The organism is Streptomyces sp. A3M-1-3 (assembly GCF_024213665.1).
Classification (GTDB): Bacteria; Actinomycetota; Actinomycetes; order Streptomycetales; family Streptomycetaceae; genus Streptomyces.
Genome location: NZ_JANAVP010000040.1, coordinates 1 through 25,759 on the forward strand (window position 1 = coordinate 1; position 25,759 = coordinate 25,759).

Below are 25,759 nucleotides of genomic sequence, written 5' to 3' on the forward strand. Positions count from 1 at the left end.
TCGTCCGTCAGATCTGCACGCGCCACAACACAAGATCATTTCACAGGCGAGATCCACTTTCGCAACAGGCCCTAGGGTTGAGCGGGCTCCGCGGCGGATGCTGCGGAACTGGACCCGTCCGGCTGTCAACCGTCACAGCAGGCAGCCGGACGGGGGCTTATCGGTGGTAGCGCTGCCGCGGGGGCAGCACGGCCCCTTGTCGGGGCACACCCCAAGACGCAACAGGGCGAGTGTTGCCGCGCGATGTTGGCTCGGGTTCACGCTCGCGGCGTGCTCCTGTGAGCTGGTCCCCGGTCATGCGGTGTCCCTCCCATTGGTTGTGTCTCCGCTGGTGGCCCGTCATGGTCGCCCGCGGGGGAGCCACTGCGAACACAACCAGGACGGGGGCTTGTGGGGGCTAGGCGTACGCGGCAGCGTGACGCGTTGGAGTGCAGGCAACGGGAAGTGCACGGCGCGGCGCGGGTCCGGGTCCAGTCCGTCCGCGAGCCGTTCGGCTTGGCTTCGGAGCCATCGGAGCGCGAGCCGGCGGGATGAGACCACGGTTCCGCCGAGATAGACGGTCCTGGTCGCGTCACCGCCAGAAACCTCTGCAAGGTACTGCGTCCCGGTCATGCGGCACGCTCGCCGTTGTCGGGGCGGAGCACGGTCCGAAGTACGTCGGCTGCCACGTCCAGCGCATCCGCGAACGCTTGCAGCTCTGCGGCGCGCTCTGCGTTCCGCCGTTCAATCTCGGCGTCCAGCCCCGCAAGGAACAGCGCGCGGTACTCGGGGTCCGAGTCGATGCGTTGCAGCTCGGCAGACGGCTCGTCGGTTTCGGGCAGGTGCGGTGTGAGTGCCCACATGATCCGGGGGAAGCGCTGCCGCATATGGACTTCCGCGGCCCCCGCCGCGAGGACGAGCCGGACCGGTAAGAGCTTCACGGCTGCCCCCCGCGCTCGGCCTGGTGGCGCTTCGGCGCTTTGGTCGGCATCACAGCAGATCCCCCCGGCTTCGGGCGTTCTGCCGCGAGTTCTCGGCGCTAAGCCGCTCGGCGGGGGTCGGAGTGCGGACGTGCTCGGGCTCGGCTTCCCACTCGGGCCCACCACCGACCGGACGCAGCGACCAGTACGGGCCGGCGAGCCCCCGGAACTCTCCGATGCTGTTCGTACGGGCGGTGTCCACCATGAGCACCCCCACGGCGGGTGTTACCGGCTCTGTCTCCACTTGGCCTTGACCCCTTCCGCGTCGCGCTCGGGCTGTTCGCTCTAGGCAACAGCGTCATCACGCACGGCGGTACTGTTGGGAAGCGCACATGGATTAAGAGCGTTAAGCGCTTAGCGCCACCGTGCATGGGGAGTTGACCGAACCGTGAGCACTAGCGAGCCGAACACGCGCCTAGAGCGGCTGTACCGCGAGACCGGTTGGACACTGCGGCAGTGCGCGCAGGCGGTGAACCGCTTAGCAACCGAGCGGGGCACCCCGACGCAGTACCGTGCGCCGTCCGTACATCAGTGGCTTAGCGGAAGCGTGCCGCGCGACGATGTGCGCCCCCTGATCTTGGAAGCGCTTGCCCGCAAGCTCGGGCGACCCGTCACACCCGACGAAGCGGGCTTCCCGGTTCCCACTGGCGGAACGGAGGCACCGCCACTTAGCACGGTTGACGGGATCATTGATCTTGGAAGGTTGGACATGGACCCTTCCCGCCGAAGCGTGCTTAGTGCTGCCTTGTTCTCCGTTGCCCTGGCTGTGCCTGACTGGCCGGACGTAGTGGGCCGGATGGAAGCTGCCCGGCAAGGAACCCGGACGCGCATAGGCATGTCCGACGTGCACACGGTCACCGCAATGACCGAACAGCTTTCGTCCATGGACGACCAATTCGGGGGCCGTACCGCCCGCCCGCTCGCTGCGACATTCCTTGTGAACACGGTTGCGCCGTTCCTGCGTACTGACGGGCCGGAAGAAGTTCGCAAAGCGATGATGTCCGCGGCATCCGATCTCTGCTATCTAACGGGCTACATGGCCGTAGACGAGAGCTTGCACGGTCTCGCACAGCGCTACTACCTAAAGGCATTGGAGCTTGCCGGGGCTTCGGAAGATCACTTGACGTTCTGCACCACGCTGCGCGGCATGAGTGTGCAAGCCGTCGACCTGAACCAAGGGCCCATGGCCATGCGACTAGCGGATGCCGCAGCGGCTTCATCGCCCCAGGCAGGGCCCCGGATGCGCGCCTTCCTCGCCGGCCAGCAAGCCCATGCCGCTGCGCAGATAGGTGACCGCCGTTCCGCCCTGATGTACTTGCAGGAAGCCGAAATTGCCATGGACCGTGCGGAGTCGCGCGGGAAGGTGTTCGGCTCGTACGACCCTGCATCGCTGAACTACCACACCAGCCAAGTGCGCTTCGAAATGGGCGACATGCACGGCGCTGTTGCCGCCATGCAGGAATCGGACAAGTTGCGATACAGCATCTACCGACGAACCCGAGTCAAGGAACGTGCGATTCTCGCTGAAAGGCAACTCGCTGTTGGTCACCTCGAAGCCGCGTGCCAAACGTGGGGGCTCGCGCTGGACGACTATCCGCTAGTGAACTCGGGGCGCATTGACAAGCGAATGACAGACATGTTCAACCTCATCGGACCACACCTTAAGAATCACGACGCGCAATCGCTGTACGAGCGGGCTAGGGCGACGGTCCGCCCCGAGCTGGTCCCCGCATGACGAAAGCCCCGCCGCACCCCGATGACGGAAGTACGGCGGGGCTGGTGGTCACGCTGCCCGGCGGAAGGGCTCGGGGCGCGCGAGGGGGCCGAAGCTGAGCACGGCGGGGGGTTCCTGGTCGGGCTCGCGGTCTGTGAGCGGCCGCATGTGTGGAGTTCGCAATCCGAACATCCGTGACCGGTTTCTGCCCTTGACGGAGAGTCAGACTCTCGCTGAACATCAGGCACGCACCGCCGCACCAAACAGCCTTGAAGCTTCAGCAGTTCGCACAGCTCCAACGCCCTGTGACACCGCCTGTCGCAGGGCGTCTCGCACGTTCCGTCCTGTCCCCGTACGGAATTCGGAGCCCCCACATGACTCTCTCCGTGTCCAGACGCATGGCCGCAGTCACCGCACTCGCCGTCGCGGGCCTGCTCGCCTCCGCCGCTCCCGCGGCAACAGCGTCACCCGCGGCGGCCGTTGCCGCGCCCGACATACCCATAGCCAACGTCAAGGCCCACCTCAGCCAGCTCCAGACCATCGCCACCAACAACGGCGGCAACCGCGCCCACGGCAGGGCCGGTTACAAGGCCTCCATCGACTACGTGAAGGCCAAGCTGGACGCCGCCGGGTTCACCACGTCGCTGCAGACTTTCACCTCCAGCGGCGCCACCGGCTACAACCTGATCGCCGACTGGCCCGGCGGTGACCCCAACTCGGTCCTGATGGCCGGCGCGCACCTCGACTCGGTGTCCTCGGGGGCCGGGATCAACGACAACGGCTCGGGCTCGGCCGCCGTACTCGAGACCGCGCTCGCCGTCTCCCGCGCGCAGCTCCAGCCGACCAAGCACCTGCGGTTCGGCTGGTGGGGCGCGGAGGAGCTGGGGCTCGTCGGCTCCAAGCACTACGTCAACCAGCTCCCGGCCGCGGAGCGTTCGAAGTTCTCCGGGTATCTGAACTTCGACATGATCGGCTCGCCCAACCCCGGCTACTTCGTCTACGACGACGACCCGGCCATCGAGAAGACCTTCAAGGACTACTTCGCCGGCATCGGCGTCCCCACCGAGATCGAGACCGAGGGCGACGGCCGCTCGGACCACGCTTCCTTCAAGAACGTCGGCATACCGGTCGGCGGCCTCTTCACCGGCGCCAGCCGTACGAAGTCCGCCGCCCAGGCCCAGAAGTGGGGCGGCACCTCCGGTCAGGCGTTCGACCGCTGCTACCACTCGTCGTGCGACACCACGACGAACATCAACGACACCGCGCTCGACCGCAACAGCGACGCGATCGCGCACGCGGTCTGGACGCTGGGCACCGAGACGCCCGTGCCGCCCGGTGACGTGTACGAGAACACCGCCGATGTCGCCATCCCGGACAACGGCGCCGCGGTGACCTCCACCGTCACGGTCGCGGGCCGGACGGGCAATGCGCCCGCCGCGCTGAAGGTCGGGGTGGACATCAAGCACACCTGGCGCGGCGACCTGGTGGTGGACCTGCTGGCCCCGGACGGGACGGCGTACCGGCTGAAGTCCTCCAGCTCCAGCGACTCGGCGGACAACGTGATCGCCACGTACACGGTGAACGCGTCCGCCGAGGCCGCGAACGGCGCGTGGAAGCTGCGCGTCCAGGATGTGGCGGCGCAGGACATCGGCAAGATCGACAGTTGGAAGCTCACCTTCTGAGCCCTGTGAGCCTCTGATCCGACGGGGGTCGCGCGACTGCATGCGCGTGCATATACTGCGCATGCATGCAGTCGCGTGAGGAGACCCCCATGGCCCGCAAGTTCCTGTTCCTGCTCGGCTCCGCCCGCACCGGCGGAAACACCGAAGCGCTCGCCCGCCTCGCCGCCGAGCAACTGCCGCCCGGCACCGAGCAGCGGTGGATCCGGCTCGCCGACCACCCGCTCCCCGACTTCGAGGACCTGCGGCACACGGGCGACGGCAGCTACCCCACTCTCCACGGCAACGCCGCGCTGCTCCTCGACGCGACGCTGGAGGCGACCGACCTGGTGATCGCCTCGCCGCTGTACTGGTACTCCGTGTCGACGAGCACCAAGCGGTACCTGGACCACTGGTCGGGCTGGATGCGAGTCCCCGGCATCGAGTTCAGGCCGCGCATGGCAGGCCGCAATCTCTGGGGCGTGTCCGTCCTCGCGGGCGCCGACCAGTCGGCCGCGGAGCCGCTGGCGGGGACCCTGCGGCAGACGGCCGCGTACATGGACATGAACTGGGGCGGCGTGCTCTTCGGCACCGGCTCCAAGCCGGGCGACCTGCACGCCGACGCGGGGGCGTCGGCCCGCGCCAAGATCTTCTTCAACCAGGACCCGGTGACGGCGCGGGCCTGAGCGCAAGCTGCGACGCTGCCCCGCCGTACCGTCCGTCGGTACGGCGGGGCAGTCGCGTCCGTCCGGCTACTTCGCCTCGTTCGCGGCCTTCACCAGCGCGTCCTTCGTGACCGCGCCGACGTAGACCTTGCCGTCGTCCGTCATCAGGGCGTTGACCAGGCGGGTGGAGAACACCGTGCCGGAGCCGAACTTGCCCGTCACCTTGTCCCCCATGGAGTCCAGGAACCCCTGAGCCTCCGCCGGAAGGTCGCCGTCCGTCCCGGACGGCATGCCCTCACCGCCCGGGGAGCCGATCTCGGCGATCGAGGTCCAGCCCTCGCCGATGACGTTCAGGCCCCCGAAGTCCCCGAAGTCCTCGGAGCCCTCGAAGTTCTCGAACTCCTCCAGGCCCTCCAGCTCCTTGGCGCCCCTCTCCCGCTGCGCCTCGAGCTCGTCCGCCTCCGTCACCTTCGCGCCCTTGGGCGGGGTGAACGTGAACGTGTCCGCGGGCGGCTTGCCGAAGTCGACCGTCGTGAAGCCCGCGTCGATCGCGGCCTTGCCGCCCCCGCTCGGCGTGAGCGTGAACTTCAGCGGGACGCCGTTCTCCGCGTCCACCGCGACCTTGATCGAACCGATCGTCGAGCCGGCCTGCTTCGGCTTGATGACCAGCTGGTACGCGTCTCGGCCGGCCACCTGCGCCGTACCGCCGACGGTCACGGACGTGGTCTCGTCCACGGCCTTGAGCGCTTCGTCGGCCAGCGCCTTCGGCGTGGTGGGCACGCCCTCCGGGAGCTTGTCGTCGTGCTTGTCGTGCTTGTCGTGCTTGTCGTGCTTGCCCTGCTCCTCCGCCGGGGCCTTCGCGTGGAACGCCTCCTTGGACTCGCTGTCGTATCCCCAGACGTCGTCGCCGTTGTGAATGAGGCTGTACTCGGCGCCGTCGCCCAGGACGGCGAGCTTCTGCCGGTCCGGTCCGTCGGCAGCCACGCGCAGCGTGTGCGTACCGGAGGCCAGCTCCATCAGCTTCGCTTCGGGCGCCGCCGACGAGCCGGACGCGTCGTCCGAGCCCCCCAGGCCGGATGCCAGGCCGCCCAGGGAGGGGAGGCCGAGGTCGGTCTTGATCTTCACCGTGCCGGAGAGCTGCTCGGTGTCGGATGCGGCGATCTTCTCGATGAGCTGCTGTGCCGAGATCTTCGGCAGGTCGGGGTCGCCGTTGGAAGCGGCAAGCGCCGGGACGAGCCCGATGGTCGCCGCCGCCACCCCTGCCACCGCGACCGGGACGGCGTAGCGTACCGCCTTGCGGCGGACAGCCGCGGGGCCCGCCGCGGGGCCCGCGCCCTCGTCGGTGCTGGTGATCGGATTGTTCGGTGCCATGGTGTGCCCTACCTCCGTGGTCGGTGCTTCTATCTGACCAAACCGGCCGGGCGATGGCGTCAGACCCCGGGATCAACTCCACGTACTGCTCTGGGATGACAGAAGGCCGCGGTGCCTCCCCCGTCCAGTAGGGGGAGGCACCGCGGACCCTGACGGCGCGTCGGGGGTCAGCGCTGGGTTCAGCGCTGGGTTCGGCGCTGGATGAAGACGTAGTCGGCCTGGTACGGGACGGCCGTGATCGCGCCGGCCTCGCACGTGCCGGCCGGGGCGACGCCGCCGACCGTGTTCAGCCGCAGAATCTCGGTGGTGTGGGCGAACAGCCCGCGCTTCTTGCCGGACTGGGTGGCCTGGAGGTCCAGCTCGGGGATGTTGCCCACGCCGTTCGGCGTCTTGGCGATCAGCTTGCCGGTGACGGCGCTGCGGTCGGGGGCGATCCACTGCGGGGTGCCGGAGTTCGGGGCCACGAAGGAGTGGGCGATGTGGCCGCCGAGCACGGCCCGTACGTCGCGCTGGAGGAAGGCGAGCTTGCCGTCGTCGCCTTTCTTGCACTCGTAGATCTGCTTGCCCTTGACGACGGACGCCTGGAAATGGTCGAGCGCGCCGGCGAAGTCGAACGGGTTGGTCACCTTGTGGAACTGGCCGCGGACGGCCCCGCCCGGGAACTCGGCGGTGTGCAGATTGGCGTAGAAGCCGGTCGGCTCGGCCTTGAAGGCGTCGAGGACGGCCTTGTCCTTGACGTGCACGGTGCCGGTGGCCGTCCGCCACCCGCCCTTGCCGCCCTTGCCGTGCTTGCCGTGCTTGCCGTGCTCGCCGCCCCCGCCCAGCTTCTCGGTGAGGTCGATCTTGACGCCGCCGTTGGTGCCCTTGGCGCCCTGGTGGATGTGCAGGGCCGTGGGCCGGTCCGTACCGCGCCACTTGACGGCGAAGGACACCTGATCGCCCCTGACCTTGATGAACTCCAGGGCCGCGCCGCCCTTGTCCCCGACGGCCGGTCCGCCCTTCACCGGCACCTCGTTGGCACCGTTCAGGCTCGCCGCGAAGTACGCGGCCTCAGTGCTTCCACTGTGAGCGAAGGCAGGCAGGACGCCGAGGGTGACGCCGGCCGCCGCCGCGACGGCGGTGGTGGTCCCGATGGCGAGAGCCTTTCGACGAGAGTTCGCGATGCCGCTCATGATGTGGTTTCTCCCCGTACCCGCGCCAACGCCCACTGCGTCAGCTTCTCGGCATGAGTACGGAACGCATCCAAGGCAGGACTCAAAGCGACTGATGTGACCTGAGTCACATTGCAGAACTGAACGCCAGGACCGGCCCCGCCGTATTCATCGACAGGAAGCAGCGGGCTACCGAATCCCCCATGAGAAGCCTGCACCAGCGAGAGGGATCCGTCGCGAGCAGCGGCCGCGACGGGTCCCTCTCTCATATCCGTGGGAGGTGAGTGACACGTGACTCCCGACGACCCGCATGCCGACAACCCGCATGTGTACGTCGGCGCCTACGTCCTGGGCGTGCTGGACGACGAGGACCTCGCCTGGTTCCCCGCCCATCTCGCCGAATGCGCCCTGTGCGAGGAGCTCGCCGCGGGCCTGTCCCGCGTCGGGCAGATGCTCGCCGACCTGGGACCGACACCCGGCCCGGCGGTCATCCCGCCCGGTGGACCACCGCGTCGCACAGTTCCTCGAGCGCCGACTTCGCATAGCACTCGGGAAGCGGCGCCAAAGTAGCCCGCGCCTCCTCCGCGTACCGGATGGTGTCGCGGCGGACCTGCTCCAGGGCCGGATGGACCCGCAGCCGGCGCAGCACCTCGGCGAGCAGAGCGTCGTCCGCGAGGTCGCCGTCCAGCAGCTCGACCAGCTCCAGGTCGGCCGGGTCGCCGTGCGCGGCGGCCCGCGCCCGCAGGTGCAGGACCGGCAGCGTGGGGATGCCCTCGCGCAGGTCGGTGCCCGGCGTCTTGCCCGACTCGTGCGAGTCGGACGCGATGTCGAGTACGTCGTCGGCGAGCTGGAAGGCGGTGCCGAGCCGCTCGCCGTACTGGGTGAGGATGTTGACGACCGAGTCGTCCGCGCCGGACATCATCGCGCCGAAGCGCCCCGAGACGGCGATCAGCGAGCCGGTCTTGCCGGCGATCACGTCGAGGTAGTGCCCGACGGGGTCGCCGCCCTCGCGCGGGCCGGCCGTCTCCAGGATCTGGCCGGTGACCAGACGTTCGAACGCCTCGGCCTGGATGCGTACGGCCTCCGGCCCGAGGTCGGCCAGGATGTGCGAGGCGCGGGCGAAGAGGAAGTCTCCGGTGAGGACCGCGAGCGAGTTGCCCCAGCGGGCGTTGGCGCTGTCCACCCCGCGGCGCACGTCCGCCTCGTCCATCACGTCGTCGTGGTACAGGGTGGCGAGGTGCGTCAGCTCGACGACCACGGCGGACGGCACGATGCCGGGCGCGTACGGGTCTCCGAACTGGGCCGCGAGCATCACCAGCAGCGGGCGGAACCGCTTGCCACCTGCGCGTACGAGATGCTGTGCGGCTTCCGTGATGAACGGGACCTCGCTCTTGCAGGCATCGAGCAGCCCCTCCTCGACAGCGGCCAGACCGGCCTGGACATCGGTCTCAAGAGCCTGGTCCCGCACGCTCAGTCCGAACGGCCCGACGACGGTCACGAGGGGTACTCCTGTCTGCTGACGATCACATGGATTGTCGACGTGTCGCTGCCATCACTCAAGTCAGCGTATCCGGTCCACTTTCGATCAACGTGAGCGCCTGCCCGTCACCTCACGCGCGCGGTGCGATCAGCCCCGGTATGTTCTTGATCAGCTCATACGATCAGGAGTAGGCCCTTTGCCCGAAGGTGACCACATGCCCAGGATGCCCAGGATCCGCACCGACTTCCCGTACGAGACGACCCACGAGGACGTCCGGATCCCCTTGCCCGACAGCACCAAGCTGTACGCCCGGGTGTGGCGTCCGGCGGTCGACGAGCCCGTACCGGCGCTGCTCGAGTACCTGCCGTACCGGCTGAGCGACTGGACCGCGCCGCGCGACTCGCAGCGGCACCCCTGGTACGCCGGTCACGGCTACGCGTCCGTACGAGTCGACGTGCGCGGGCACGGCAACAGCGAGGGCATCCCGGGTGACGAGTATTCGGCGGTGGAGCTCGCCGACGGCGTCGAGGTGGTCAACTGGCTGGCCGCCCGACCGTGGTGCAACGGCAAGGTCGGCATGTTCGGCATCTCGTGGGGCGGCTTCAACAGCCTCCAGATCGCGGCCCTCGCGCCGGAGCCGCTGAAGGCGATTGTGACCGTCTGCTCGACCGACGACCGGTACGACAACGACGTCCACTACATGGGTGGCTCGGTCCTTGCCGTGGAGATGCACGCCTGGGCGGCCACCATGCTCGCGTTCGTCTCCCGGCCGCCCGACCCCGAGCACGTCGGCGACGCCTGGCGGGAGATGTGGCTGAACCGCCTCGAACAGATCGAGCCCTTCATCCACACCTGGCTCGCCCACCAGACCCGCGACGACTACTGGCGGCACGGCAGCGTCTGCGAGGACTACTCGGCGATCAAGGCGCCGGTACTGGCGGTGGGCGGCTGGCACGATCCGTACCGCGACACGGTCCTGCGCCTGGTCCAGCATCTGCCGGCCGACCGGGTACGGGGACTGATCGGCCCGTGGTCGCACCAGTACCCGGACCGCGGTCTGCCGCCGGGGCCGGCCATCGGCTTCCTCCAGGAGACCCTGCGCTGGTGGGACCACCACCTCAAGGGCGACGAGACAGGCGTGATGTCCGAGCCGCTCCTGCGCTCCTGGATCAGCGAGTCCCATCCGCCCGCCACGACCTACCCGGAGCTGCCGGGCCGCTGGGTCGGCGACGAGGCCTGGCCGTCCCCGCACGTGACCACGGTCCCGTACGCCCTCCAGGGCGCCCCCATGCCGGTGGACTCCCCGCAGCACACCGGCCTCGACTCGGGCCGGTTCTTCCCCTTCGGCAACGACGCCGACCTGCCGCCCGACCAGCGCGACGAGGACGCCCGCTCGGCCTGCTTCGAGTTCCCGGTGCCGCCGGACTCCCGTATCGAGATCCTGGGCCGCCCACGGGTCCGGCTGCGGCTGCGCTGCGACGTCCCGTCCGGCCAGGTGATCGCCCGCCTCTGCGACATCGCGCCGGACGGCTCCTCCACCCTGGTCACGCGCGGCGTACTCAACCTCTCCGCCCGCCAGGGCCGCGACCGGGCGGCGTCCTGGCCGCCGGGCGCGAGCGAGAACGTCGCCTTCGAGCTGAACGGCATCGGCCACGCGTTCCCGCCCGGCCACCGCATCCGCCTCGCGCTGTCCTCCGCGTACTGGCCGTGGATCTGGCCGCAGCCGGAGGCCGGCGGCTGGATCCTGGACCCGTCGGCGAGCGTGCTCGAACTCCCGGTCCGCACCCCGACGACGGACGCGATCACGTTCGAGGAACCCGAACAGGCCGAACCGCTGGGCGTGGTCATCCCGGCGACCCTGGACGAGCAGCGCCCCGAACGGCTGGTCGTACGGGACGTGGCCGGCGGTTCATGGCGCTTGGAGGTCGACCCGCGCTACGGCGGGACGCGAGTCTACCCGGACGGCCTGGAATTCACCGAGGACGCGCTGGAGACGTACACGATCGAGGACCACTCCCCGCTCTCGGCGCGCACCCGCTCGGACTGGAAGATCCGCCTGCACCGCCCCGAGCTCGGCTGGGACACCCGGATCGAGACCCGCTCGGAGATCAGCTGCGACGCGGCCGACTTCATTACCTCGAACGAGGTCGTGTGCCGGGACGGCAACGAGGTCGTGTTCCACCGGACCTGGGAGAAACGCATCCCGCGCACGGCCGGCTGACGCTGCCCGCGTACGGCGGGATCGGGCGGCCCGAGAAGCTCAGTGGAACAGCCGCTCCAGGACGACCGCCACCCCGTCGTCCTCGTTCGACAGCGTGATCTCGTCCGCCACCGCCATGAGCTCCGCGTGCGCATTGGCCATCGCGACCCCGTGGGCCGCCCAGTGGAACATCGGGATGTCGTTCGGCATATCCCCGAAGGCGATCGTGTGACGGCCCGAGAACCCCAACTCCCCTGCCGCCAGCGCCAGTCCGCTCGACTTGTCGATGCCCAGCGGTTGCAGCTCCACTGTGTGCTTGCCCGCCATCGTGACGTTCACCAGGTCCCCGACCACCGCCCGGGCAGCCCGCGTCAGTTCGTCGTCGTCCAGTTCCGGGTGCTGCATCAGCACCTTGTTGATGGGGGCGGACCACAGCTCGTCCCGGCTCGCCACCCGTACGGTCGGCAGATGGCTGTGCCACATCAGGTAGCCCGGACCTATCAGCATCTCGGCGTCGACGCCCTCGCGATTCACCGCCGCGTACACCTCGCCGATCTCGGCCTCGATCTTCGCCAGGGCCAGGTCCGCCAGCTCCCGGTCCATCGGTACGGACGAGACCAGCCGGTCCGCCGCCGCGTCGTACACCTGCGCGCCCTGCCCGCACACCGCCAGCCCGCGGTAGCCGAGCCCGTCCAGCAGGTACCGCACCTGGGGGACCGGGCGGCCGGTGACCACGATGTGCTGGGCGCCGGCCGCGCACGCGGTGGCGAGCGCGGCGCGCGAGCGTTCCGAGACCGTTTCCCCGCCGGATCCGCCGCCCAGCAGGGTGCCGTCCAGGTCAGTGGCGATGAGGGCGTACGCAAGAGTGGGGGTCATGGCGCGGGTCACGGCGACAAGGATGGCACTCCCGCCCCTGGCGGCGCCGACGTAACGTGTCGTCCAACACCGTGCTCACCGGGGGACACCGCCCCCGGCACCCGTGGAAAGGCAAGGCAGCACCCCATGCCCGAGCAGAGCCCGCTCGACATTGCCGAGGGCGACCCCTTCGGCCCGCACAACCTCCCGTACGGCGTCTTCTCCCTGACGGACACCCCGGACGACCGGCCCCGGGTCGGCGTCCGCGTCGGCGGCCATGTGCTGGACGCCGGGGCGGCGGCGGCCGCGCTGGGCTCGCCGTACGGCGCGCTGCTCGCGCAGCCCACGCTCAACCCGCTGCTGGCGGCAGGGCGTACGGCCTGGCGTGACGTCCGCCGCGCACTGACCGCGTGGGTCACCGTGCCCGCGCACCGGCCGGTGATAGAGCCGCTGCTGCACCCGCTCGCCGACGTCACGCTGCACCTGCCGTATGAGGTCGCGGACTATGTCGACTTCTATGCGAGCGAGCACCACGCCACCAACGTCGGCCGCATGTTCCGCCCCGACGGGGACGCCCTGACGCCCAACTGGAAGCACCTGCCGATCGGTTACCACGGGCGGGCCGGCACGGTCGTCGTCTCGGGCACGGATGTCGTCCGCCCCTCGGGCCAGCGCAAGGCGCCCACCGACCCGGCCCCCGTCTTCGGCCCGTCGGTCAAGCTCGACATCGAGGCCGAGGTCGCCTTCGTCGTCGGCGCCCCCTCCGAACTGGGCAGCCCGGTGGCCCTCGCGGACTTCCGCGAGCACGTCTTCGGACTCTCCCTGCTCAACGACTGGTCGGCGCGCGACATCCAGGCGTGGGAGTACGTGCCGCTCGGCCCGTTCCTCGGCAAGTCCTTCGCCACCTCCGTCTCGGCCTGGGTCACCCCGCTGGAGGCCCTGGACGCGGCGCGAGTGGCGCCGCCGGCCCGCGACTTCCCGCTCCTGCCGTACCTCGACGACTCGGCCGAGGAGGAGCCCGGCGGCTTCGACCTGAACATCGAGGTCAGGATCAACGGGCACGTCGTGGCCAACCCGCCCTTCTCGTCCATGTACTGGACAGCCGCCCAGCAGCTGACCCATATGACGGTGAACGGCGCGTCCCTGCGTACGGGAGACCTGTTCGGCTCCGGCACGGTCAGCGGACCCGAGGTCGAGCAGCGCGGCTCCCTGCTGGAGCTGACCTGGAACGGCCGCGACGCGCTGGACCTGCCGGACGGCAAGCGGACGTTCCTGGAGGACGGCGACGAGGTCACGATGACGGCCTGGGCCCCCGGCCCGGACGGCACCAGGGTCGGCCTGGGCGAGGTGACGGGCCGGATCGTCCCATCGGCCTGACCCGCGATACGGACTGGATCCAGGGGCTGTACCGAGGGCGCGCCGGGCGGCCGGGTGCAAGTGGCGCAAACTCTGGCAACCCCATGGCGCGGAAAGCGTCGGTATCGTCCGCGGCGGCGTGCTACCGCTCGACGACGCGATCGGCACCGGCTACCGGGTGTCGCGCAATACCGTCCGCCAGGCCCTGGGCCTGCTGCGCGCCGAGCAGCTGATCGACCGTCTGCCCGGCGTCGGCACGGGTCGGATCATGCTGAGCCCGCGATGCCCTGCCGGCATCGGCGAGTGCGGGCCGCCCTCGCAACCGGTGGCGCCGCCATGCGAGGGCGCCCCGGCGGGCCTAGCGTGGTAGAGGTGTGATGTCCTCGTCTGGATGTCCTCTGTCTGGCAGGAGGCTGCCGTGAGGTACTCGCAGATGCGTTGGCGCAGGGCGTGCGTGGGGCTGGCCGCGGCCGCGATGCTGGGCGTACCGGCGTCCACAGGGACCGCGTACGGCGCACCCGCTTTGCAACCGTCGTTCTCCGCGTCGTCCTCCACCGGTACCGACTTCCCCGAGCTCAGCCCGTCTGTCGCTGCGCGTCTGGACACCGCCATCCGGCAGGTCATGCGCGAGACAGGGGTGCCCGGTGTGATCGTCGGGCTGTCGGCCCCCGGAAAGGGGAGTTACGTCCGGGCCTTCGGCGTCGCCGACAAAGCCACCGGTGCACCCATGAAGCCAGATCTGTACATGCGGATCGGCAGCGTGACCAAGACCTTCACCGTTTCCGCCCTGCTCGAACTCGTCGACCAGGGCAAGGTGGGGCTGGACGATCCCATCGCGAAGTACATCGACGGAGTCCCCAACGGAGACCGGATCACCCTGCGCGACCTCGCGGGCATGCGCAGCGGGCTGTTCAACTACTCCATGGACGAGACTTCTTCAAGGCACTGACCTCCGACCCGAAACGACCCTTCACGCCACAGGAGTTGCTGGACTTCGCCTTCAAGCACCCGGTGCAGTTCCAGCCCGGTGAGGAGTTCGAGTACTGCAACACCAACCTGATCCTGCTGGGGCTGGTGGTGGAGAAGACCGGCGGTATGCCGCTGCACGACTTCATCGAGCGGAACGTCGTGAAACCGGCCGGGCTGCGCCACACCGTCTTCCCGACCGGCGCCGAGTTCCCCAGCCCGCACGCCCACGGCTACACCAAGCAGACCGCCTCCGGCAAGATCGAGGACTCCACGGACTGGAACCGTTCCTAATCAGTGAACAGGAGTGAGTCTTGGACCCACTGCCTGTCACTGCGCGCATCCCGAACGGTTTTGGATGCACTGGTCTCCCGCGTTCTCTGTTGTGTCTCCGTTCGGCGACGTGCATCGTGTGCACGCTCCGTGACGGAGGGGCGGGTTTCCTCGCACTCTCGGGTACCACGTTCGGCCTGGACGGTCCGATGCCCACGACGATCGCTCTGGTCGTCGTGGGGCGGTGCCGTCCGTCGCCGGATCGGGTGCCCGAGGGCGCGTCGTCCGATCGCGATACCAGCGGCATCGTGACGGGACATCTTGCGGCGCGGGGCGGTCAGCGGCTTGCCCCAGTGCTGATCGCCCCACTGGGAGGTATAGGCCGGGTCCACGGCGACGATGGACAAGCCCATCTCGGCGGCCATCGACGCGAGCCGGGCTTTGAGCTTGCCGGTCGGAATGCCGGAGATGAGCTGCCGGAACCGCTTCCTTCGGCCGTGCTTCTCGCGGGTCTTCTCGGCGGTGAAGTCCAGATCCTCAATACCGATCGCGGTCACGCCGCACCGCTTGGCCCAGTGCAGGACCTGGGTGATGGTGTGCCGGATCTGCGCGTCACGGTGAGAGGCGGTGCCGGACAGGTCGTAGAAGAAGCGGCGCGGGTCACCGACAGGGTTGCCGTGGACGTCAAGCCGGTAGGCGGCGAAGTGGTCGGCGTTGGTGTCCACGCCGCTCATGCCCTTGGCGCGGGCCGCCTCCAGCGGGATGGTCTGGACGACGGGCCGTTGCCAGGATGCGGTCAGGTACCAGCGGCCCCGGCCGGTGTCCCGGTGGATTCGGTAGGCCACAGCCCGGTTGGCGTCGATCCGGTCGGCCCACTCCTGGCCCCGGTGCGCGAACGCGATCTTCGAGGCGAGGACGTAACGGCCGTGCTTGGCGTTGGCCAGGTGGGCGAGCGGGGCGGGCAGCTTGATACTGACCTCGCCGTCTGGGGTGACGCGGATCGTCTCGTTCCCGAACCGTTTGCCGGACTCCCCGTCAGCGGCGAGGAACCAGCGCTCAGCCTCCCACCGCGCCCGCCAGTCCGCCTCGGTGAGCTGCGCTCTGGTGAGGTTGTGCCGGGTATTCAGCAGGCGTCGGCCGCCCCGCACGACGTGCACAATGCCCGCTTCCCGCTCGGCGCGGGCCACGCCCAGGCGGTGTTCCAGCGTCGCCAGACGGCGGGACTTGTTAAACCACTCGCCCTTCGACCGGTATCCGCCCGGAGCCCGCTTGGTGCCCTTCTCCCCGATGGGCTGCGACAGGCGGTGCATCAGGGTGCGCACACCGGCCTCAAGCGACTGGATGTGCGCGAGCTGACAACGGCGCGAGAGCGCCCACTGGTCATGGGTGGCCTTCGTGACCGACCCGGCCCAACGGGACGACGAGTCGGCGGTCAGGTTCCGCTTACGCGCCGCCCATGTGTCCGTGGTGTGGTCGTTGCCGTCACGGCATCGTGCTGCCAGGTCGCGGGATGCCAGATTCCCCAGGTGCTCACCGGCCAGCCGCAACACCTTCTCGTCCTCGGGTGTGAGGTGCTTGAGACGGTCGCCTATCGCGACACCGGACGGCCCGAGCGCGACGAACGGCGGGGCGATCTCCCGGAGCTGTTTCTTGCGCTCACTCATCGGCGGCAGCCGCTTCCAGAGCCTTCCGAGCCCGGTTTTTCGCCGAACGCCGCCCGTACAGACGAGCACAGAACGAGGTCAGGACCTCGACCATGTCCCGTACGAGGTCGTCTTCGACTTCGCCGTCGTCCAGGACCACCAGGCGACGGCCGGTCGCGGCCAGCGCAGCCTCGACCAGTTCGACGTTCATACGACCGAGCCGGTCTTTGTGCTCCACCACGACGGTGGTCACAGCCGGGTCAGCCAGCAGACGACGGGCCTTCGTCCGGCCACCGTTCATGCCCGAGGCGATCTCAGATTCGATCCGCACCACCCGGTGACCGGCCTTCGCCGCCCACTCGGACAGCCGGGCCGCCTGACGCTCCAGATCGTCCTTCTGATCATGCGACGAGACGCGGGCGTACAGACCCACACCACCAGTCACGGAAGGTGACGAGTTCGCCTCGATGTTCACCAGGATCGTGCGCGGCCCCACACGCTCCGCAGGGACCGGCAACGTGCCCTCACGGAACCAGCGATACGCGGTATGCGGATGCACACCGTTCGCTTTCGCCCACTCCTTGAGGTTCATGCAGTGATCGTAACACCTACTAACAGGCCCCAATGCACACTAGAGTTGACTCAATCCAGAGCAGTTCCCCACCCCTCCTGGGGCTGGGCGGCCGGGGCGATGATCTCCGACCTGCCGGACCTGCGCAGTTGGGCCCGTACGCTCGCCACCGGCACCCTGCTGACCCCAAAGACGCAGGCACAGCGCCTCAAGACCCGCCCGACGACGATTCCGGGCGCCGGCTACGGGCTCGGCATCTTCAACGTCCAGGGCTGGATCGGCCACAACGGCTCCCTGCCCGGCTACGAGGCCCTGACCATCTATCTCCCCGAATCCCGGGCGACGTTGGCCGTGCTCCTCAACACGGACATCCTGCACGGCCAGACAGAGCCCAGCACCCTCTTCGGCCAGGCGATCACCCGCATCGTGACCCCCGAGCACGTGTTCAACCTGCCGGTCCCGGTGACCCGGCCGACGCCCCGGCCCACCTCCTGATCACGCCGACGGGCCCGGCTCCCCCCGAGGGAGCCGGACCCGGTCGCGTACCGCGGAGAGGCGCTACCGCACAAACACTCCCGCCTGGCTCGCCAGGTCCAGGAAGTACTGCGGGGCCACGCCCAGGACCAGCGTGACCGCCACGCCGATCCCGATCGCCGACATCGTCAGCGGGGACGGGACGGCCACCGTCGGGCCGTCCGCCTTCGGCTCGCTGAAGAACATCAGCACGATCACCCGGATGTAGAAGAACGCGGCGATCGCGGACGAGATCACACCGACCACCACCAGCACCCCCGCACCGCCCTCCGCCGCGGCCTTGAACACCGCGAACTTGCCGGAGAAGCCGGAGGTGAGCGGGATACCGGCGAAGGCCAGCAGGAACACCGCGAAGACCGCCGCGACCAGCGGCGAACGGCGGCCCAGGCCCGCCCACTTGGACAGGTGCGTCGCCTCGCCGCCCGCGTCCCGTACCAGCGTGACGACCGCGAACGCGCCGATCGTCACGAAGGAGTACGCGGCCAGGTAGAAGAGGACCGACGAGATTCCGTCCGGCGTGGTGGCGATGACACCGGCCAGGATGAATCCGGCGTGCGCGATGGACGAGTAGGCCAGCAGCCGCTTCACATCGGTCTGGGTGACCGCGATGACCGCGCCCGCGAGCATCGTGACGATCGCGACGCCCCACATCACCGGCCGCCAGTCCCAGCGCAGGCCGGGCAGTACGACGTACAGCAGGCGGAGCAGCGCCCCGAAGGCCGCGACCTTGGTGGCCGCCGCCATGAAGCCGGTGACCGGGGTCGGGGCGCCCTGGTAGACGTCCGGGGTCCACATGTGGAACGGCACCGCGCCGACCTTGAAGAGCAGGCCGGTCAGGATCATCGCGCCGCCGATGAGCAGCAGCGCGTCGTTGCCCATGGTGCCGGCGAGCGCCGGGTCGATCTGGGTCAGGTTGCCGTCGACGACGTCGGCGATACGGCCGTACGAGACGGAGCCCGCGTAGCCGTACAGCAGCGCGATCCCGAAGAGCAGGAACGCGGAGGAGAACGCGCCGAGCAGGAAGTACTTCACCGCGGCCTCCTGCGACATCAGCCGCTGGCGGCGGGCGACGGCGCACAGGAGGTAGAGCGGGAGGGAGAAGACCTCCAGCGCGATGAACAGGGTCAGCAGGTCGTTCGCCGCGGGGAAGACCAGCATCCCGCCGATGGCGAAGAGGGCGAGCGGGAACACCTCGGTGGTGGTGAACCCCGCCTTGACCGCCGCCTTTTCGCTGTCGCTGCCGGGTACGGACGCGGCCTGCGCGGCGAAGGAGTCGACGCGGTTGCCGTGCGCGACCGGGTCGAGCCGGCGCTCCGCGAAGGTGAACACCGCGACGATCGAGGCCAGCAGGATGGTGCCCTGGAGGAAGAGCGCCGGGCCGTCGACGGCGATCGCTCCCATGGCCGCGATCTGCGCCTTCGACGTGCCGTAGCCACCGGCGGCGAGCCCGACGACCGCCGCGAAGGCCGCGGCGAGGGCGACGACCGTCAGGAACACCTGGACGTAGTACCGGGCCTTGCGCGGTACGACGGCCTCGACGAGTACGCCGATGACCGCGGCGCCGACGACGATCAGCGTCGGGGCGAGCTGCGCGTACTCGATCTGGGGGGTCGGGATCTTCTCGATCGGGTCGACGGCGGCGGCCGTCGCCGTCGTCCACAGGCTGTGGACAGCTGATGCGCTCACGGGGCCGCCTCCACCTCTGGCTTGGGGTCCTTCTGCTGTACGTCGGACATGGTGTGCTCCACCGCCGGGTTGACGATCTCCGTCAGCGGCTTCGGGAAGACGCCCAGGAAGATCAGCAGCGCGATCAGCGGGGTGATCACCACCAGCTCACGGAGCCGGAGGTCGGGCAGTTTCTCCAGCCCCGGTTTCACCGGTCCGGTCATCGTCCGCTGGTAGAGGACGAGGGTGTAGAGCGCGGCCAGCACGATGCCGAGGGTGGCGATGATCCCGATGACCGGGTAGCGGGCGAACGTGCCGACCAGTACCAGGAACTCACTGACGAAGGGCGCGAGCCCCGGCAGCGACAGCGTCGCGAGCCCGCCGACCAGGAACGTGCCGGCGAGGACCGGCGCCACCTTCTGCACCCCGCCGTAGTCGGCGATGAGCCGCGAGCCGCGCCGCGAGATCAGGAAGCCGGCCACCAGCATCAGCGCGGCGGTCGAGATCCCGTGGTTGACCATGTAGAGCGTCGCGCCCGACTGGCCCTGGGACGTCATCGCGAAGATGCCCAGGATGATGAAGCCGAAGTGCGAGATCGAGGCGTAGGCGATCAGCCGCTTGATGTCCCGCTGGCCGACCGCGAGCAGCGCCCCGTAGATGATGCTGATCAGCGCGAGGACCAGGATCACCGGCGTCGCCCACTTGCTGGCCTCCGGGAAGAGCTGGAGGCAGAAGCGGAGCATCGCGAAGGTGCCGACCTTGTCGACGACTGCCGTGATCAGTACGGCGACAGGTGCGGTGGCCTCGCCCATGGCGTTGGGCAGCCAGGTGTGCAGCGGCCACAGCGGCGCCTTCACCGCGAAGGCGAAGAAGAAGCCGAGGAAGAGCAGCCGTTCGGTGTTGGTCGCCATGTCGAGCTGGCCGCTCGCCCGGGCCGCAGCGATCTCCTGGAGGGAGAAGTTCCCGGCGACGACGTACAGCCCGATGACGGCGGCCAGCATGATCAGCCCGCCGGCCAGGTTGTAGAGGAGGAACTTGACGGCGGCGTACGAACGCTGGGCCGCCGCCGTCCCCTCGTCGCCCGCGTGGGCACGGTCCCCGAAGCCGCCGATGAGGAAGTACATCGGGATGAGCATGGCTTCGAAGAAGATGTAGAAGACGAAGACGTCGGTGGCCTCGAAGGAGATGATCACCATCGCCTCGACCAGCAGGATCAGCGCGAAGAAGCCCTGAGTCGGCCGCCAGCGCGACGACTTGCCCGCGGCGGAGCCGCTATTGGACACAGCGAGCGGATCGGCGTCGTGCCAGCCGGCCAGGATGACGAAGGGGATCAGCAGCGCGGTGAGCGCGATCAGCGCGACCGCGATGCCGTCGACGCCGAGCTCGTACCGCACCCCGAAGTCCGCGATCCAGGCGTGCGATTCGGTCAGCTGGTAGCGGTCGCCGCCGGGCTCGAAGCGTACGAGCACGATCGCGGCCAGGACCAGCGTCGCGAGCGAGACCAGCAGCGCCAGCCACTTGGCGGCGGTGCGGCGGGCGGCCGGCACCGCGGCGGTGGCGATCGCGCCGACCGCCGGGAGCACGGCCGTTGCCGTCAGCAGAGGAAAGCCTGCGTTTGCTACTACAGACATATCGATCAGACCGCCCTCATCAGCAGGGTCGCGGCGATGATGATCGCCGTACCGCCGAACATCGTGACCGCGTAACTGCGGGCGTAGCCGTTCTGCAGCTTGCGCAGCCGGCCCGAGGCCCCGCCGACCGTGGCGGCCGTTCCGTTGACGACTCCGTCGACCAGGGAGTGGTCGACGTACACCAGCGAGCGGGTGAGGTGTTCGCCGCCGCGGACCAGGACGATGTGGTTGAAGTCGTCCTGGAGCAGATCGCGCCGGGCGGCGCGGGTGAGCAGCGAGCCGCGCGGGGCGACCACCGGGACGGGCCTGCGCCCGTACTGGAGGTACGCGAGCCCGACGCCGATGACCATCACCGCGACCGTGGCGCTCGTGATGGCGGCAGCGCCGATCGGCGGGTGGCCGTGGTCGAAGTCCGTGACGGGCTTGAGCCAGTTCACGAACGCCTCATTCAGGCTGAAGAGCCCGCCGGCGAACACGGAACCGAAGGCGAGGACGATCATCGGGATGGTCATCGACCTCGGCGACTCGTGCGGATGCGGCATGTCGCCGGGCTTCGCCTCGATGCCGGGCTCGACCCCCGCGGTCGTCTCCGGGTCGGGGGCCGGCTGCCAGCGCTTCTCACCGAAGAAGGTAAGGATCATCACGCGGGTCATGTAGTACGCGGTGATGGCCGCGCCCAGCAGCGTGACGGCGCCGAGGATCCAGCCCTCCGTACCGCCCTTGGCGAAGGCCGCCTCGATGATCTTGTCCTTGGACCAGAAGCCGGACAGGCCCGGGAAGCCGATGATCGCGAGGTAGCCGAGGCCGAACGTCACGAACGTAATCGGCATGTACTTGCGCAGGCCGCCGTACTTCCGCATGTCGACCTCGTCGTTCATGCCGTGCATGACCGATCCGGCGCCGAGGAAGAGCCCGGCCTTGAAGAAGCCGTGCGTGACCAGGTGCATGATCGCGAAGACGTAGCCGATCGGACCGAGGCCGGCGGCCAGGATCATGTAGCCGATCTGCGACATCGTCGAACCGGCCAGAGCCTTCTTGATGTCGTCCTTCGCGCAACCGACGATCGCACCGAAGAGGAGCGTGACCGCGCCGACCACGACGACGGCCAACTGCGCGTCGGGCGAGGCGTTGAAGATCGCGCCGGACCGGGTGATCAGGTACACGCCCGCAGTCACCATCGTCGCGGCGTGGATGAGGGCCGACACCGGAGTCGGGCCCTCCATCGCGTCCCCGAGCCAGGACTGCAGCGGCACCTGGGCCGACTTGCCGCAGGCGGCGAGCAGCAGCAGCAGGCCGATCGCGGTGAGCATGCCCTCCGACGTCTCACCCGTCGACGAGAGCACCGGCCCGAAGGCGAAGGTCCCGAAGGTGGTGAACATCAACATGATCGCGATCGACAGGCCCATGTCGCCGACCCGGTTGACCAGGAAGGCCTTCTTGGCCGCGGTGGCGGCGCTGGGCTTGTGCTGCCAGAAGCCGATGAGCAGGTACGACGCCAGACCGACGCCCTCCCACCCGACGTACAGCAGCAGGTAGTTGTCGGCGACGACGAGCAGCAGCATCGCCGCGAGGAACAGGTTCAGATAGCCGAAGAAGCGGCGGCGGCGCTCGTCGCGCGCCATGTAGCCGATCGAGTAGATGTGGATCAGCGAGCCCACACCGGTGATCAGCAGCACGAAGGTCATCGACAGCTGGTCGAGCTGGAAGGCGACGTCCGCCTGGAAGCCCTCGACCGGAATCCAGCTGAACAGATGCTGGCGCATGGTCCGGGCTTCGGTCTCGTATCCCAGCATGGTGCTGAAGAGCACCGCGCCGATCACGAACGACGCGGCCGCGAGCAGGGTGCCGAGCCAGTGCCCCGTACGGTCGAGACGCCGCCCGCCGCACAGCAGTACCGCCGCTCCGAGCAGTGGCGCTGCGACAAGCAGCGCAATCAGGTTCTCCACTTTTCAGCGACCCCTTACAACTTCATCAGGCTGGCGTCGTCGACCGAGGCCGAGTGGCGGGAACGGAAGAGCGACACGATGATCGCCAGACCGACCACGACCTCCGCGGCGGCGACGACCATCGTGAAGAACGCGATGATCTGACCGTCGAGGTTGCCGTGCATCCGGGAGAAGGCGACGAGCGCGAGGTTGCAGGCGTTGAGCATCAGCTCGATGCACATGAAGACGACGATCGCGTTCCGCCTGATCAGGACCCCGGCCGCACCGATGGTGAACAGCAGCGCGGCGAGATAGAGGTAGTTGACCGGGTTCACTTGGTGACCTCCTCTTCGCGGCCGCCGTTGCGGTCGCCGTCACGGTCCCGGCCGAGCCGGTCCGCCGACTTCTGCTCCAGCGCCTTGAGATCGGCGATCGCCTCGATGGACACATCGCGGATCTGGCCGCGGGCGCGCAGCGTCTGGTTGACGGTGAGCTCCGCCGGGGTGCCGTCCGGCAGCAGGCCGGCGATGTCCACCGCGTTGTGCCGGGCATAAACGCCGGGCGCGGGCAGCGGCGGGAGCTGCTTTCCGGTCCGTACGCGCTTCTCGGCCAGCTCGCGCTGGGTCGCGGCGCGCTCGGTGCGCTCGCGGTGGGTCAGCAGCATCGCGCCGACCGCCGCGGTGATCAGCAGCGCGCCGGTGATCTCGAAGGCGAAGACGTACTTGGTGAAGAGGAGGGCGGCCAGGCCCTCGACGTTTCCTGCGGAGTTGACCCGGCCGAGCCCGTTGAAGGTCGTCAGTGACGCGTTGCCGAGGCCGGCGATCAGCAGGATGCCGAAGCCGAGCCCGCAGGCGGCGGCCAGCCAGCGCTGGCCCTTCAGTGTCTCCTTCAGGGAGTCCGCCGCCGTCACACCGACCAGCATCACGACGAACAGGAAGAGCATCATGATCGCGCCGGTGTAGACGATGATCTGGACGACGCCCAGGAAGTACGCCCCGTTGGCGAGGTAGAAGACCGCCAGGACGATCATGGTCCCGGCGAGGCTCAGCGCGCTGTGCACGGCCTTCTTCATCAGGATCGTGCCAAGCGCGCCGATCACGGCGACCGTGCCCAGCACCCAGAACTGGACGGCCTCACCCGTGGAGGTGGTGGAGGCCGCGGCGGTGGTAGCCGCGGCGGCGAAGGCGCTCATCGTCCGATCACCTTCTCCGACGCCGGCTCGTTCTCACCGAAGTCCGAAGCCCCTTCCTGCGGGGTCTCCCCCTTCGACACGGCGACCTGGCGGACGGTGCCGGGCGCGGCCTCCGTCACCAGGCCCCGGTAGTAGTCCTGCTCGTCCGTGCCGGGGAAGATCGAGTGCGGTGTCTCGACCATGCCCTCCTCCAGCCCGGCGAGCAGCTGCTCCTTCGTGTAGATGAGGGCCTCGCGGCTGCTGTCGGCCAGTTCGAACTCGTTGGTCATCGTCAGCGCCCGGGTGGGGCACGCCTCGATGCACAGCCCGCACAGGATGCAGCGGGCGTAGTTGATCTGGTAGACGCGGCCGTACCGCTCGCCCGGGGAGTAGCGCTCCTCCTCGGTGTTGTCCGCGCCCTCGACGTAGATCGCGTCGGCGGGACAGGCCCAGGCGCACAGCTCGCACCCGATGCACTTCTCGAGTCCGTCCGGATGCCGATTGAGCTGGTGCCGCCCGTGGAACCGCGGCGCCGTGGTCTTCTGCTGCTCCGGGTACTGCTCGGTCAGCCGCTTCTTGAACATGGCCTTGAAGGTCACGCCGAAGCCGGCGACAGGGTTCTGGAAGGGGGTCCGGGGGGTTTCCTCCCGGGAGGACTCACTAGGCACCGTCGGCCTCCTCACCATTGGTTGTCTCGGCCGTACCGACCAGCTGACGTTCCTGCCGAGACCTTCGACGGGGTACGGGCGGCAGGGTCTGGCCGGGCTTCGGCGGTACGGGATAGCCGCCCGCCATGGGGTCGAAGGGCGCCTCGTCCTCGACGGGCGCCGCTTCCTTCTCCCTCTTGTCGCGGAAGATGTCCGCGACGAAGGAGAGCAGCAGGACCGCGACGACCGCGCCTCCGACGTACAGCACGATCTGCTGGAAGTCGTAGTTCTCGTTGCGCAGCGCCCGCACGGTCGCGACCAGCATCAGCCAGACCACCGAGACCGGGATCAGGACCTTCCAGCCCAGCTTCATCAGCTGGTCGTAGCGGACGCGGGGGAGCGTGCCGCGCAGCCAGATGAAGAAGAACAGCAGCAGCTGGACCTTGATGACGAACCAGAGCATCGGCCACCAGCCGTGGTTCGCGCCCTCCCAGAAGGTGCTGATCGGGTAGGGGGCCCGCCAGCCGCCCAGGAAGAGGGTGGCCGAGACCGCGGAGACGGTGACCATGTTGACGTACTCGGCCAGCATGAACATCGCGAACTTGATCGAGCTGTACTCGGTGTTGAAGCCGCCGACCAGGTCGCCCTCGGACTCCGGCATGTCGAAGGGGGCGCGGTTGGTCTCGCCCACCATCGTGACGACGTAGATGATGAAGGAGACCGGCAGCAGGATGATGAACCAGCGGTCCGCCTGCGCCTCGACGATCGCCGACGTCGACATCGACCCGGAGTAGAGGAAGACGGAGGCGAAGGCCGCGCCCATCGCGATCTCGTAACTGATCATCTGGGCGCAGGAGCGGAGGCCGCCGAGCAGCGGGTACGTCGATCCGGACGACCAGCCGGCGAGGACGATGCCGTAGATGCCGACGGAGGCGACCGCGAGGATGTAGAGCATCGCGATCGGCAGGTCGGTGAGCTGCATCGTCGTCCGGTGGCCGAAGATCGAGACCTCGTTGCCGGCCGGGCCGAACGGGATCACGGCGATAGCCATGAAGGCCGGGATGGCGGCGACGATCGGGGCGAGGACGTAGACGACCTTGTCCGCGCGCTTGACGATCACGTCTTCCTTGAGCATCAGCTTGATGCCGTCGGCGAGCGACTGGAGCATGCCCCAGGGACCGTGCCGGTTCGGCCCGATGCGCAGCTGCATCCAGGCGACGACCTTGCGCTCCCAGACGATGGAGAAGAGAACGGTGATCATCAGGAAGGCGAAGCAGAAGACGGCCTTGATGACAACGAGCCACCAGGGGTCGCGGCCGAACAT

Annotated in this window: 22 protein-coding genes and 2 pseudogenes; 9 read left to right on the forward strand and 15 right to left on the reverse strand. The window is 68.8% G+C overall.

The genetic code is table 11. The features are described from left to right. Positions 1–608 precede the first annotated feature (608 nt). The gene (locus tag NLX86_RS31015) at positions 609–920 is read right to left on the reverse strand and encodes a hypothetical protein (protein ID WP_254375145.1); all 312 of its coding nucleotides are present in this window, start codon (positions 918–920) and stop codon (positions 609–611) included. A 49-nt stretch (positions 921–969) separates the two neighbouring features. Further along, the gene (locus NLX86_RS31020) at positions 970–1,164 is read right to left on the reverse strand and encodes a hypothetical protein (RefSeq protein WP_254375191.1); all 195 of its coding nucleotides are present in this window, start codon (positions 1,162–1,164) and stop codon (positions 970–972) included. Between the two features lie 183 nt (positions 1,165–1,347). On the opposite strand from NLX86_RS31020, the gene NLX86_RS31025 reads away from it, so the two are divergent. The 3 genes from NLX86_RS31025 (at position 1,348) to NLX86_RS31035 (ending at position 5,017) form a co-directional block, all read left to right on the forward strand. Next, on the forward strand, positions 1,348–2,694 hold the full coding sequence (locus NLX86_RS31025; RefSeq protein ID WP_254375146.1) for a tetratricopeptide repeat protein: 1,347 nt from the start codon (positions 1,348–1,350) through the stop codon (positions 2,692–2,694). A gap of 353 nt (positions 2,695–3,047) precedes the next feature. Then, on the forward strand, positions 3,048–4,355 hold the full coding sequence (locus NLX86_RS31030) for a M28 family peptidase (protein ID WP_254375147.1): 1,308 nt from the start codon (positions 3,048–3,050) through the stop codon (positions 4,353–4,355). 89 nt (positions 4,356–4,444) lie between these two features. Then, positions 4,445–5,017, forward strand: coding sequence for a flavodoxin family protein (locus NLX86_RS31035; protein WP_254375148.1), 573 nt, complete (start codon positions 4,445–4,447; stop codon positions 5,015–5,017). A 66-nt stretch (positions 5,018–5,083) separates the two neighbouring features. On the opposite strand, the gene NLX86_RS31040 is transcribed toward NLX86_RS31035, so the two are convergent. Continuing rightward, positions 5,084–6,367 (reverse strand): DUF2092 domain-containing protein, encoded by a 1,284-nt coding sequence (locus NLX86_RS31040; protein ID WP_254375149.1) that lies wholly within the window; start codon positions 6,365–6,367, stop codon positions 5,084–5,086. A 179-nt stretch (positions 6,368–6,546) separates the two neighbouring features. Beyond that, positions 6,547–7,539 carry a CHRD domain-containing protein gene (locus tag NLX86_RS31045; protein WP_254375150.1) on the reverse strand — a complete coding sequence of 331 codons (993 nt, stop codon included), beginning with the start codon at positions 7,537–7,539 and terminating at the stop codon, positions 6,547–6,549. Between the two features lie 306 nt (positions 7,540–7,845). On the opposite strand from NLX86_RS31045, the gene NLX86_RS35210 reads away from it, so the two are divergent. After that, a complete protein-coding gene (locus NLX86_RS35210; RefSeq protein WP_374214001.1) occupies positions 7,846–8,088 on the forward strand; it encodes a zf-HC2 domain-containing protein in 243 nt (80 codons plus the stop codon). Here NLX86_RS35210 and NLX86_RS31050 read toward each other — a convergent pair. Next, positions 8,006–9,016, reverse strand: a complete 1,011-nt coding sequence (locus tag NLX86_RS31050) for a polyprenyl synthetase family protein (protein WP_254375151.1) — start codon at positions 9,014–9,016, stop codon at positions 8,006–8,008. The genes NLX86_RS35210 and NLX86_RS31050 overlap by 83 nt on opposite strands. A gap of 205 nt (positions 9,017–9,221) precedes the next feature. Between NLX86_RS31050 and NLX86_RS31055 the strand changes: the two genes are divergently transcribed. Beyond that, positions 9,222–11,219, forward strand: a complete 1,998-nt coding sequence (locus NLX86_RS31055) for a CocE/NonD family hydrolase (protein ID WP_254375192.1) — start codon at positions 9,222–9,224, stop codon at positions 11,217–11,219. 39 nt (positions 11,220–11,258) lie between these two features. On the opposite strand, the gene NLX86_RS31060 is transcribed toward NLX86_RS31055, so the two are convergent. Further along, on the reverse strand, positions 11,259–12,074 hold the full coding sequence (locus NLX86_RS31060) for an HAD-IIB family hydrolase (protein ID WP_254375193.1): 816 nt from the start codon (positions 12,072–12,074) through the stop codon (positions 11,259–11,261). Between the two features lie 126 nt (positions 12,075–12,200). Here NLX86_RS31060 and fahA point away from each other — a divergent pair, with 126 nt between their 5' ends. The 3 genes and pseudogenes from fahA to NLX86_RS31075 all read left to right on the forward strand — a co-directional run. Continuing rightward, positions 12,201–13,430: a fumarylacetoacetase gene (gene fahA / locus NLX86_RS31065; RefSeq protein ID WP_254375152.1), complete on the forward strand. Its 1,230-nt coding sequence runs from the start codon at positions 12,201–12,203 to the stop codon at positions 13,428–13,430. 118 nt (positions 13,431–13,548) lie between these two features. Beyond that, positions 13,549–13,779: a GntR family transcriptional regulator gene (locus NLX86_RS31070; RefSeq protein WP_254375153.1), complete on the forward strand. Its 231-nt coding sequence runs from the start codon at positions 13,549–13,551 to the stop codon at positions 13,777–13,779. Positions 13,780–13,842: 63 nt separating this feature from the next. Further along, a pseudogene (locus NLX86_RS31075) lies at positions 13,843–14,666 on the forward strand (serine hydrolase domain-containing protein); the annotation flags it as partial. Here NLX86_RS31075 and NLX86_RS31080 read toward each other — a convergent pair. Both NLX86_RS31080 and NLX86_RS31085 read right to left on the reverse strand, forming a co-directional pair. Beyond that, positions 14,666–16,312 carry a transposase gene (locus tag NLX86_RS31080; protein WP_254375154.1) on the reverse strand — a complete coding sequence of 549 codons (1,647 nt, stop codon included), beginning with the start codon at positions 16,310–16,312 and terminating at the stop codon, positions 14,666–14,668. The pseudogene NLX86_RS31075 and the gene NLX86_RS31080 sit on opposite strands and share 1 nt — an antisense overlap. Then, positions 16,305–16,883, reverse strand: a complete 579-nt coding sequence (locus NLX86_RS31085; protein ID WP_254375155.1) for an IS607 family transposase — start codon at positions 16,881–16,883, stop codon at positions 16,305–16,307. The genes NLX86_RS31080 and NLX86_RS31085 overlap by 8 nt, the downstream gene beginning before the upstream one ends. Before the next feature lie 69 nt (positions 16,884–16,952). Here NLX86_RS31085 and NLX86_RS31090 point away from each other — a divergent pair. After that, positions 16,953–17,357, forward strand: a pseudogene (locus NLX86_RS31090) (serine hydrolase); the annotation flags it as partial. Between the two features lie 63 nt (positions 17,358–17,420). On the opposite strand, the gene nuoN reads toward NLX86_RS31090, so the two are convergent. The 7 genes from nuoN to nuoH are packed head-to-tail and all read right to left on the reverse strand — an operon-like array spanning position 17,421 to position 25,759. After that, positions 17,421–19,082, reverse strand: a complete 1,662-nt coding sequence (gene nuoN / locus NLX86_RS31095; RefSeq protein WP_254375156.1) for an NADH-quinone oxidoreductase subunit NuoN — start codon at positions 19,080–19,082, stop codon at positions 17,421–17,423. Then, on the reverse strand, positions 19,079–20,692 hold the full coding sequence (locus NLX86_RS31100) for an NADH-quinone oxidoreductase subunit M (RefSeq protein WP_254375157.1): 1,614 nt from the start codon (positions 20,690–20,692) through the stop codon (positions 19,079–19,081). Before NLX86_RS31100 ends, nuoN begins: the two co-directional genes overlap by 4 nt. 5 nt (positions 20,693–20,697) lie before the next feature. Then, the gene (gene nuoL / locus NLX86_RS31105; RefSeq protein ID WP_254375158.1) at positions 20,698–22,638 is read right to left on the reverse strand and encodes an NADH-quinone oxidoreductase subunit L; all 1,941 of its coding nucleotides are present in this window, start codon (positions 22,636–22,638) and stop codon (positions 20,698–20,700) included. A gap of 14 nt (positions 22,639–22,652) precedes the next feature. Next, positions 22,653–22,952: an NADH-quinone oxidoreductase subunit NuoK gene (nuoK, locus tag NLX86_RS31110; protein WP_093661653.1), complete on the reverse strand. Its 300-nt coding sequence runs from the start codon at positions 22,950–22,952 to the stop codon at positions 22,653–22,655. Then, positions 22,949–23,809, reverse strand: coding sequence for an NADH-quinone oxidoreductase subunit J (locus NLX86_RS31115; protein ID WP_254375159.1), 861 nt, complete (start codon positions 23,807–23,809; stop codon positions 22,949–22,951). Before NLX86_RS31115 ends, nuoK begins: the two co-directional genes overlap by 4 nt. Next, entirely contained in the window at positions 23,806–24,474 is a 669-nt protein-coding gene (nuoI, locus tag NLX86_RS31120) for an NADH-quinone oxidoreductase subunit NuoI (RefSeq protein WP_254375160.1), read from the reverse strand. The genes NLX86_RS31115 and nuoI overlap by 4 nt, the downstream gene beginning before the upstream one ends. Continuing rightward, positions 24,449–25,759 (reverse strand): NADH-quinone oxidoreductase subunit NuoH, encoded by a 1,311-nt coding sequence (gene nuoH / locus NLX86_RS31125; RefSeq protein WP_254375194.1) that lies wholly within the window; start codon positions 25,757–25,759, stop codon positions 24,449–24,451. Before nuoH ends, nuoI begins: the two co-directional genes overlap by 26 nt.